Annotated in this window: 4 protein-coding genes; 2 read left to right on the top strand and 2 right to left on the bottom strand. The window is 67.9% G+C overall.

What is annotated here, in order from left to right:
• Positions 1 to 739 (top strand): L,D-transpeptidase Cds6 family protein (locus AC1DYI_RS25125; protein WP_477206863.1); only part of this gene is annotated, 739 nt, incomplete at its 5' end.
• 29 nt (positions 740 to 768) lie between these two features.
• A complete protein-coding gene (locus tag AC1DYI_RS25120; protein WP_477206862.1) occupies positions 769 to 2,082 on the top strand; it encodes a L,D-transpeptidase family protein in 1,314 nt (437 codons plus the stop codon).
• A 66-nt stretch (positions 2,083 to 2,148) separates the two neighbouring features.
• Here AC1DYI_RS25120 and lpdA read toward each other — a convergent pair whose 3' ends face one another.
• Complete coding sequence (lpdA, locus tag AC1DYI_RS25115; protein ID WP_477206861.1) at positions 2,149 to 3,930, bottom strand: dihydrolipoyl dehydrogenase; 1,782 nt, start codon at positions 3,928 to 3,930, stop codon at positions 2,149 to 2,151.
• A 113-nt stretch (positions 3,931 to 4,043) separates the two neighbouring features.
• Positions 4,044 to 5,487: dihydrolipoyllysine-residue acetyltransferase (gene aceF / locus AC1DYI_RS25110; protein ID WP_477206860.1), on the bottom strand; the 1,444-nt coding region annotated here is incomplete at its 5' end.

Genomic DNA, 5,487 nt, shown 5'->3' with positions numbered 1-5,487 from the left:
GGACAAGGGCGACGCCAGCGTGCAACCCAAGCTGGCCCTGCTGCGTGAGCTGACCGCCGGCGCGAACATCACCCCGCCGCCCGCACCACCTGCGGTGGTGGCCAAGCCGGTCGGCCGAGCGCCCTCGCCTGCTGTCATCCCCACGGTCGCAGCGCCGCCCCCGGCGCCGATCGTGGTTGCCGCTGCGCCGGCACCCAAGCCCGTTCCTCCTCCGCCGGCCCCGGCACCAGCCCCTGTCGCGAGTCCAACTGTCAGCAAGCCTGTCGCCCCGCCTCCGCCCGCCCCGACCCCGACTGCCAGCGCCCCTGTGCCGGCGGCCAAGCCGGCGCCCGCAGTGCCCGCCGCGTCCGCACCACCAACCGTCAATCCGGTAGCCCCGCCCCCAGCGCCAGTGGCCAGCGGCGCGAACAGCGAGGTTGAAGCGGCTGTGCGCGCCTGGGCCGCAGCTTGGTCCAAACGCGACATGGACGGCTACTACGCCGCCTACATGCCAGACTTCAGCGGCCAGGCCAGCTCGCGCAAAGCCTGGGAGCAAGACCGCCGCGACCGCATCGCCGTCCGCAAGCAGATCAGGGTCGAGTTGGTCGACCTGCGCATCAGTGTCGACGGTGACCAGGCCACGGCCAAGTTCAAGCAGGTCTACAGCTCGGACGCGCTGTCCACGACCGGCCGCAAGACGCTGCAGCTGGTCCGTAGCAATGGCCACTGGCTGATCAAGCAGGAAGCCGTAGGCGGCTGACGGCCGCTGGTTTCGGTCAGGCCATTGCGATGAAACGCGAATCGCCCCACAACCTTCGCAAACGCCGCGGCGCGGTGCTGCTCGGCACCGTCGGGCTGCTGGGCGCGGGCCTGCTGTCGGCCACCGATTCGCGTGGGCTCGGTTGGTGGGCACGCGAGGCGAATGCCCACGCTGCGCCGTCGGCTGCGGTGTCCACGCTGCCGATGCGCCTGGCCGACGATGAAGCACCGGCGCTGCGGCAACCCGATCCCACCACTGCGTTGCAAGGCAGCCCCGAAGCGCGCCTGATCGCCATCTATCGCCTCGTCGGCCAACGACGGCTCGACGATGCGCTCGCCGCCAACACCGCGCTGACACTGCAGTACCCTAACTTCCGTCTGGCACTGCTGCTGCAGGCCGACCTGCTCGCCGCTCATGCGGCGTCGCTGAAAGACTGGGGTGGCGGCGTCAAGGGCCAGGGCGACGTGGCACCGCTGCGCGAAGAGGTGCAGCAACGGCTCGCAGCGCTGCGCGACAGGCCGCCTGCCGGCGCCGTGCCGGCCGAGTTCATCCAGTTGCCCCCGACCCAGCCCTATGCGATCGCGGTCGATGCATCGCGCAGCCGGCTGTACCTGTTCGAGAACGGTGAACAGGGCCTGAAGCTGGTCGACGACTTCTATGTCTCGGTCGGCAAGCAAGGCGTCGACAAACTGACCGAAGGCGACCAGAAGACGCCGCTGGGCCTGTACTTCATCACCGGGCAAATCGAACGTCATGCGCTCGAAGACCGCTTCGGCGCTGGCGCCCTGCCGTTGAACTACCCCAACGCCTACGACCGCAGCCGCGGCCGCACCGGCAAGGGCATCCTGCTGCATGGGGTGTCCGCGGCCTTCTATTCGCGGCCGCCGCAAGACAGTGACGGCTGCGTCGTGCTGGCCAATGACGACTTGGTGGGCTTGTCAGCGCGGCTGCCGCAGCGCGACACCCCCGTGCTGATCAGTCGCAAGATTGAGTGGCGTGCGCCCGAGACCGCCCGCGCGTCGGTGCAGCCTGAGTTCCTGCAGACCTTCGAGCGTTGGCGCCAGGCCCGGCTGAAAGCTGACGCGGACACCGTCGCCACGTTCTACCCCGCCAGTGGCCCCGCCGACGCGGTCGCGGCAGCACGCTGGCGCCTGCGCACGACGCCGGTGCCGTCGGCGATCGACGACACCAGCATGATCACCTGGCGTGACGACCGCGAACTGATGGTCGTGACCTTCCGCGAGCAAGCTGCCAACAGCCAGCAGGTCGACCATGTGATGCGCCAGTACTGGGGCCGCGACGGCGCCGATTGGCGCATCGTCGCCGAAGGCCAAGTGCACTGAGTCTTCGCCTTTGCCGGAAAAAGCAACGGGGCCCGCAGGCCCCGTTTTGTTTGGTGCGACTAGCGCTTACTTCCGGGCCGGCGGCAAGTCGGTGCACGAGCCGTGCGCCACCTCAGCCGCCATGCCGATCGACTCGCCGAGCGTCGGGTGCGGGTGAATCGTCTTGCCGATGTCGACGGCGTCGGCGCCCATCTCGATCGCCAACGCGATCTCGCCGATCATGTCGCCCGCATGCGTGCCGACGATGCCGCCGCCGACGATGCGGTGGGTTTCCTCGTCGAACAGCAGCTTGGTGAAGCCCTCGTCGCGGCCGTTCGCAATCGCGCGGCCCGAGGCCGTCCATGGGAACAGGCCCTTCTTGACCTTCACGCCCTGCGCCTTGGCCTGCTCTTCGGTTAGGCCGACCCAGGCCACTTCAGGATCCGTGTAGGCCACGCTCGGGATCACGCGGGCATCGAACTGCGCCTTGGTGTCGCCCGAGGCGACCTCGGCCGCCACGTGCGCCTCGTGCACCGCTTTGTGCGCCAGCATCGGCTGACCGACGATGTCGCCGATCGCGAAGATGTGCGGCACGTTGGTGCGCATCTGCACGTCGACCGGGATGTAGCCGCGGTCGCCGACGATGACGCCGGCTTTGTCGGCACCGATCTTCTTGCCGTTGGGCGTGCGGCCCACGGCTTGCAGCACCAAGTCGTAGGTGGCTTCGCTGGTCTTGCCTTCGCTGTCTTCGAACTTGATCTTGATGCCCTGCGGCGTGGCCTCGGCGCCCACCGTCTTGGTCTTCAACATGATCTTGTCGAAGCGCGGCGTGTTCATCTTCTGCCAGACCTTGACCAGGTCGCGGTCGGCGCCCTGCATCAAGCCATCGAGCATTTCGACGACATCGAGCCGCGCGCCGAGCGTCGAATACACCGTGCCCATTTCGAGCCCGATGATGCCGCCACCGACGATCAGCATCTTCTTCGGCGTGTCGCGCAACTCCAGCGCGCCGGTCGAATCGACGATGCGCGGATCGTTCGGKAAGAACGGCAGCCGCACCGCCTGCGAGCCGGCCGCGATGACCGCGTTCTTGAACTTGATCGTCTTCGAAGCGCCGGTCTTCACCTGCGCGTCGCCGCTGGTCTCGTCGACCTTCACATGGTGCGGGTCGACGAACTCGCCGTAGCCGCGCACGACCGTGACCTTGCGCATCTTGGCCATCGCCTGCAGGCCACCTGTCAGCTTACCGACCACCTTGGACTTGTGGGCGCGCAGCTTGTCGATGTCGACCTTCGGGGCGCCGAAGTCGATGCCCAGGTCGGCCATGTGGCTCACCTCGTCCATCACCGCGGCCACGTGCAGCAGCGCCTTGGACGGGATGCAGCCCACGTTCAGGCAGACACCGCCCAGCGTCGCATAACGCTCGACCAGGACGACCTTCATGCCGAGGTCGGCCGCGCGGAAGGCGGCCGAATACCCACCCGGGCCAGCGCCCAGCACGAGCATGTCGCACTCGATATCGGCGCCACCGGCGTAGCTGGCTGCGGCGGGAGCAGGTGCTGCGGAGGCAGCGGCCGCCGGTGCGGCGGCGGGTGTGGGTGACGGCGCCGGTGCGGCTGCTGTCGCTGCACCATCCGCCTCCAGCATCAGGACCGCACTGCCCTGGCTGATCTTGTCGCCGAGCTTGAGCTTCAGCTCCTTGACCACGCCAGCATGGGTCGACGGGATCTCCATCGAGGCCTTGTCGCTCTCGACGGTGATCAGGCTCTGGTCCACCTTGATCGTGTCACCCGGCTTGACCAGCAGCTCGATGACCGCCACGTCCTTGAAGTCGCCGATGTCCGGCACTTTCACTTCGATCGTTGCCATTCTTGTCTCTCACTCCACGTTCATCGGAGCGGGCTCAATCGGCGCCGGGCCGCTCCCAAGGCGATTGAGCACCCGCTTGGCGGGTGGTGGCGGTACTCCGCCACCGGGTGCCGTCACAACACGATGCGGCGGAAGTCCGCCAGCAGCGATGCAAAGTAGACGTTGAAGCGCGCAGCTGACGCGCCGTCGATCACACGGTGATCCCACGACAACGACAGCGGCAGGATCAGGCGCGGCTGGAAGGCCTTGCCATCCCAGCGCGGCTCGGTGCTGCTCTTGCACACGCCCATGATCGCCACTTCAGGCGCGTTGATGATCGGCGTGAAGTAGCGCCCACCAATGCCGCCGAGCGAGCTGATGCTGAAGCAGCCGCCGCTCATGTCGGCCGGCCCCATCTTGCCGTCGCGTGCCTTCTTTGCCAGATCGCTCATTTCCTGGCTGATCTGGARGATGCCCTTCTTGTCGCAGTCGCGGATCACCGGCACGACCAGCCCATTGGGTGTGTCCGCCGCGAAGCCGATGTGGAAGTAGTTCTTCAGCACCAGCGTGTCGCCGTCGAGGCTCGAGTTGAACTCGGGGAACTTCTTCAATGCCGCGACCGCGGCCTTGATCATGAAGGCCAGCATCGTGACCTTGATGCCCGATTTCTCGTTCTCCTTGTTGAGCTGGACGCGGAAGGCTTCGAGCTCGGTGATGTCGGCATCGTCGTGGTTGGTGACGTGCGGGATCACGACCCAGTTGCGATGCAGGTTCGCGCCGCTGATCTTCTTGATGCGGCTCAGCTCCTTGCGCTCGACCGGGCCGAACTTCGTGAAGTCGACCTGCGGCCAGGGCAGCAGGCCCGGGAAGGCGCCGCCGCCAGCAGCGCCTGCGGCTGCAGCAGGCGCCTTGGCCTTTTGCGCCGTGGTTTGCTGGTCACCGGCCATCACCTGCTTGACGAAGCCTTGCACGTCGTCTTGCGTGATGCGGCCCTTGAGGCCTGAACCCTTCACTTCGGCCAGGGGCACACCCAGCTCGCGCGCGAAGCGGCGGATCGACGGCGACGCGTGCGGCAGCGTGCCCTGCGGCGCGCTCGGCTCGTGGGCAGGCAGCGCGGCGGTGGGCGCGGTGCGCTCGACCGGGGCGCTGGTCAGCGTGCCGGGCGCGTGGCCGGCAGCGGTCACGGTTTGGGCCGGCGCAGGCGCGGCAGTGGCACCGCCGCCCGCACCTTCCAGCACCACCAGCGGCGTGCCTTGGTTGACCTTGTCGCCCAGTGCAACCTTGATTTCCTTGACGACACCAGCGTGCGACGACGGAATCTCCATCGACGCCTTGTCGCTCTCGACGGTGATCAGGCTTTGCTCGGCCTTCACCGTGTCGCCGACCTTGACCAGCAGCTCGATGACCGCGACGTCCTTGAAGTYGCCGATGTCGGGCACGACCACGTCGATGCGGCCCACGGCTGCGACCGGAGCGGCAGCAGCCACCGGCGCGGCCGCGGGCGGCGGCGGCGCGACTGCTGCGGCAGCGAGTGCCGGCGCTGCGCTGGCGGCCGGAGCAGCAGCAGCGCCTACCGCC

Source organism: Ideonella sp. P3_A4 (assembly GCF_056403075.1).
Note: the sequence above shows the minus strand (reverse complement) of the source record. Positions and strands in the feature narration are given on the sequence as shown.

What these genes read in the sequence shown, in the direction of transcription:
- AC1DYI_RS25120 (WP_477206862.1), top strand. Translation starts at nt 769, where the DNA reads ATGAAACGCGAATCGCCCCACAACCTTCGCAAACGCCGCGGCGCGGTG.